This window comes from Chryseobacterium polytrichastri (assembly GCF_900142445.1).
GTDB lineage: Bacteria > Bacteroidota > Bacteroidia > Flavobacteriales > Weeksellaceae > Chryseobacterium > Chryseobacterium polytrichastri.
The window spans coordinates 1-4,081 of sequence record NZ_FRAV01000080.1 but is presented as its reverse complement, the minus strand read 5'-3'; the positions used below and the strand labels follow the sequence as shown (position 1 = coordinate 4,081).

At 31.5% G+C, this 4,081-nt stretch carries 5 protein-coding genes; 2 read left to right on the top strand and 3 right to left on the bottom strand.

The annotated features are described in order from the left end of the window. The first annotated feature begins 166 nt into the window (after positions 1 to 166). Both BUB80_RS22975 and BUB80_RS22970 read left to right on the top strand, forming a co-directional pair. Positions 167 to 364 carry a hypothetical protein gene (locus BUB80_RS22975; protein WP_139262899.1) on the top strand — a complete coding sequence of 66 codons (198 nt, stop codon included), beginning with the start codon at positions 167 to 169 and terminating at the stop codon, positions 362 to 364. 335 nt (positions 365 to 699) lie between these two features. Further along, entirely contained in the window at positions 700 to 993 is a 294-nt protein-coding gene (locus BUB80_RS22970) for a hypothetical protein (RefSeq protein WP_073298044.1), read from the top strand. A gap of 221 nt (positions 994 to 1,214) precedes the next feature. On the opposite strand, the gene BUB80_RS23960 is transcribed toward BUB80_RS22970, so the two are convergent. The 3 genes from BUB80_RS23960 to BUB80_RS22955 all read right to left on the bottom strand — a co-directional run bounded on the left by BUB80_RS23960 (position 1,215) and on the right by BUB80_RS22955 (position 3,451). Further along, on the bottom strand, positions 1,215 to 1,403 hold the full coding sequence (locus tag BUB80_RS23960; RefSeq protein WP_262484455.1) for a transposase: 189 nt from the start codon (positions 1,401 to 1,403) through the stop codon (positions 1,215 to 1,217). 448 nt (positions 1,404 to 1,851) lie between these two features. Next, positions 1,852 to 2,247, bottom strand: a complete 396-nt coding sequence (locus tag BUB80_RS22960; protein WP_073298042.1) for a hypothetical protein — start codon at positions 2,245 to 2,247, stop codon at positions 1,852 to 1,854. A 307-nt stretch (positions 2,248 to 2,554) separates the two neighbouring features. Continuing rightward, entirely contained in the window at positions 2,555 to 3,451 is an 897-nt protein-coding gene (locus tag BUB80_RS22955; protein WP_073298040.1) for an IS982 family transposase, read from the bottom strand. Positions 3,452 to 4,081 lie beyond the last annotated feature (630 nt).

Here is a 4,081-nt window from a genome sequence, read left to right as displayed (position 1 = left end):
GATACCACAGTAACAAGCTGGATAGGATTTAATTATCTTGCTTTTATCGTTATTGCGATTAGAAAATTTGAAAAAAGAAAGTCGAGATGACTTCAACATTATGGAAAACAGTAACCAAAAACAAGAATGGTCAATTGAAAATTTAACAAAACATTGCAAAAATTTTATGGACTCAATAAGTCTGGATAATATCGATGAAATCTTAAATATAAAGAAAAATTGTTATAGTGCTGCAAAAGCTGACTTTAAATATGGAGAGTCTTTTAATTTCAATAAAGACCTTGAATTGAACCGTGTTTGGCACATTGTTTCGTCAACACCTGTAAACGATTACGACGACGGTTCTGTAAGTACCTTAGATTAATTTTCACGAGCAAGATAATTATAATTTAACTAAATAAGATGATTGGTTTTACCACTAATATCATGACGGTAAAGCCAATCTTTTTTTATCATATATCTTTCCTAATTAAGCTCTGTCATTTTTGGCGTTCTCATTACTATTTTAAGGCCAACAAAAGCAGTAATTAGAATTCTTTTAATCTAAAGAATTCCTCGAGGCTCTGCCCCGTGGTCAAAAGAGGAAAATTTTGAAAAACAGATGGTTTTTCATAAAACTAAAAATAGGATATCTTCCATTGAATACCTCAGGGTTCTACCCTGCGGATTATTTATTATAAAATTCTTGAATTAGGAAATGTGGCATTTATTGCAGAAAATTTGTATCAGTATAGACAGCATCATAAAGGTATTTCTCAACAAAGCTCGAAAGAAAATGCAAAATATTCATTTACTAAAGCAATTCATGAGACCATGAAACGGAGAGGAATAAAAATAATCGATAATAAAGATGTTCCAGATCAATTCACAAATGCAGAAGAAATCTATCAGCTGCTACAGTATCAAACAGAACCACTATTTCGGATAAGAAATAAAATTAAATTTTATGTAACATCTGAAATTCTGATTGTTTTTCTGCTTCGTGTTCCTTAAATACATTTATCCCACCGAAAATATTCTTCTTCTTAAAAAAATCACGAAAGATATTTAGTATATTAAATTTGTTTAAGAGTTTTTGCTTTGGATATTTTTAGTGAAAGAGTATTGATTTTAGACCAGTTACTAGAAGTTTATTAGAAAGTGTAAATAATTGATAATTATTTAGGTATGATTAATTTGGTGAAATTTAAATGGATTCTTATGCCATTTCTACTTTAAAATGCATTTAAATATCTATGATTTGAAGTAATTGATTTAATGATATCCGGTGTCATTTCATTTACGGTTTTATGCAACCACTCTTTAAGGTCTTGGATGGTTTCAAAAAATTTATTTTTAAAACGCTTTTTTTTATATTGCCAAACCTGTTCGCAAGGATTAAGCTCTGGAGAATAGGGAGGAATATTGAGCAGAAAAATATTTCCCAGTCTTTGGTGCTGTGGAAAGCGGCATTATCTATTATTACAATTTTATATTCTTCGGATTTAAATTTTGAAAATTCCTCCAAATACTCTTTAAATATATTTCTATTCACCCCATTAATCTCCCAAACAAACTGATCTCCTGTAATGGGAGAATAGCTTCCCCGTAAATAGGTGTTTTCAAATTTGTGCTGATAATCAATCAAGGGTCTTACTCCTTTACCGATAAACATTTTCCAACCAATGTCTTTAAACCAACTCTGCTCTCATCCTGATAGTAAAGATTAACACTTTTATATTGATCTTTATTCAGACTAATTCTAATCTTATCAAAAGTTTGAGGTAGTTTTAAAAAAGGATTCTTCTGCTTGAGGATCTTTCTTTACGTTGGTCTTTCTTGGAACTTTCAACTTAGAATTCATCTTCGTGGTTATTTCCATAACCATTGGTATTCTATTTCAACGCCGTGTTCCTTCAACAGCCATTGCTGTACTTCTACATAGCCTGAAAAAGGATTTCTTGAGCTTTTCAGACGGTCCTCTATTTCCTGGTGAATACTAGGAGTAATCAACTTTAAAGGTTTGCTTCGGTTGATACCGCCCAAAAATTTTTCTATGCCTTTGGTTTGGTAAGATTTTATCCAGTGTTCCAACGTGGTAAAATGGCTGTCTAATGATAGAGAGATCTCAACAAGAGTCCTTTCTTCTTGTTTCAAAAGAAGCAGTGACTTTAACAGTTGAGAGCTACGGTAATCTTTAACCTTCAATTTATAGTTTTCTAACTCACTCAGATCTTCTGTAATCTCGAAATTTCTTCTTCTTCCCATACAATAAAAATACGAAATATTTATAGTAATTCAAAGTTTAATTGGTATTAGTATCCTGGATATTGGAAGCCTAGAGCACGTAATAGGTAATTTTATTTATACGAATGATAGGAATTACCTCAAATATTACAAAATGTGCTAACATTTTTTTACCTTTAATTTCACATCGAATTCTGCTCCATGAAGTCCTCACGAACCACTACAGGAAAGGATCTGCTGCTTAGGCTGCGGGATAGAGATCAGCAGGCTTTTGGAGAGCTTTACCGAATGTATAACAAGCGTATCTTTATTACTAACCTGAGTTCGATTAAAAAAACATCGCTAATTGATTTGATTTTACGGTTTCATATTTAAGTGATGGTTTTTTAGGTAAGAAATTATATGCATTGATTCCTACCACAAAATTCGTCATAAAGTTTACCACAGATCGATGTCTGGAGTGTTCTACTTGGCAAATATTCTTCAACTCATCATTAACGGTCTCAATGATAGAGCGATTTCTAAGCAGGATCTTATCACTCATTTCCATCAAGCTATTTTTCATATTATTGCGTATACTGGTAATTAATTGAATTCCATCTACAAATAATAATTGGGTTAGTTTTTCACTGATATAACCCTTGTCACCGAATAACTTACCAAATATAGCCTTTAAAAAGGTTTCATTTTTCAGCGGTTCTCTATTATCGATATTTGCCTGTGTTATACAAAAGCTTAGAAGCTCACCCTTATCATTGATGATGATATGAAGTTTGAAGCCGTGAAACCAACCCATTGTAGATTTTCCCGTGGTGGCAATGTCTTTGAAAACTTTATTTCGCTTTATTCTTTTATTTTTACAAACTCTGATTGGTGTGCTATCTACAAAAGATATTCCTGTACAAGTTCCTAAACAACATGTTTTTGCGAATAAGGTAATGGGCATCAATGCAGCCTGCATTAATTCTACAAATCGATTATAGGAAACAGTTTGGAGGAAATCTTGTGTCATATGTTTTTGGACATAGTAGAGGTAAAAATGTTTAAAAGTCCTAAAACCACTCAAGTGAAAAAGCAGCATAATGGTAATCACTTCAGAGCTACTCATTCTGGGTTTATTTTTGGGCTTCTTACCAAGAAGGAAAGGTTCTGAGAATTTTTCAAAATCTTTACAAAACTCGTCAAGAACTGAATAAATATCTGTAATTTTATCAAAACAAATCATAAGGCAAATTTTAGGTAAATGTTTAAATGTCAGAAATTTAAATATCCTAATTTTTGCCTTTTATTGCAAGGTTTTTATACTAAATTAACAATCGAACTCAGGTTTCTAATGCCCGAATGGGCAGCTTAGTGATCCAAAGACTTACGGTGTTTTTATTGAGTCCATACTTTTTGCACGCTCCCAGCATGCTGATCAATCCCTGATCTATTTCACCAAGTATTTTGATGATCTCCGATTCTTCTCGTCACTTGTAGGGATCTCTACTAAGAGGACTCGAGACTGATTTTTGTTTAAGTTTTTTTGTCATTTTAAATTAGCTTGTTGTAAAGCTATTTCAGGACAAGACAATCCTTTTTTCTAAAAATTAACTCACTAAAATCGATTGATTAAAGCAACTTTTATCTTGAATTATAATCAGTGAGAACCTGAGTTGTTACTATTTTTTAAATTAAAGTTTGTTTTTAGTTTGAATAATTCATATAAAAATGGAAATTATATAATTATTAATTAAAATTACATAACGATATATTGATGCAATGTTACCAATTTTATGTGAGTAAAACAATACGAAATAAATTTGCGTATAAAAAGCAGAGGAAGGTATAGAATAAATTATTTCATTTAGAAATC

What these genes read in the sequence shown, in the direction of transcription:
- BUB80_RS22975 (WP_139262899.1), top strand. Translation starts at nt 167, where the DNA reads ATGGACTCAATAAGTCTGGATAATATCGATGAAATCTTAAATATAAAG.
- BUB80_RS22960 (WP_073298042.1), bottom strand. Translation starts at nt 2,247, where the DNA reads ATGGGAAGAAGAAGAAATTTCGAGATTACAGAAGATCTGAGTGAGTTA.
- BUB80_RS22955 (WP_073298040.1), bottom strand. Translation starts at nt 3,451, where the DNA reads ATGATTTGTTTTGATAAAATTACAGATATTTATTCAGTTCTTGACGAG.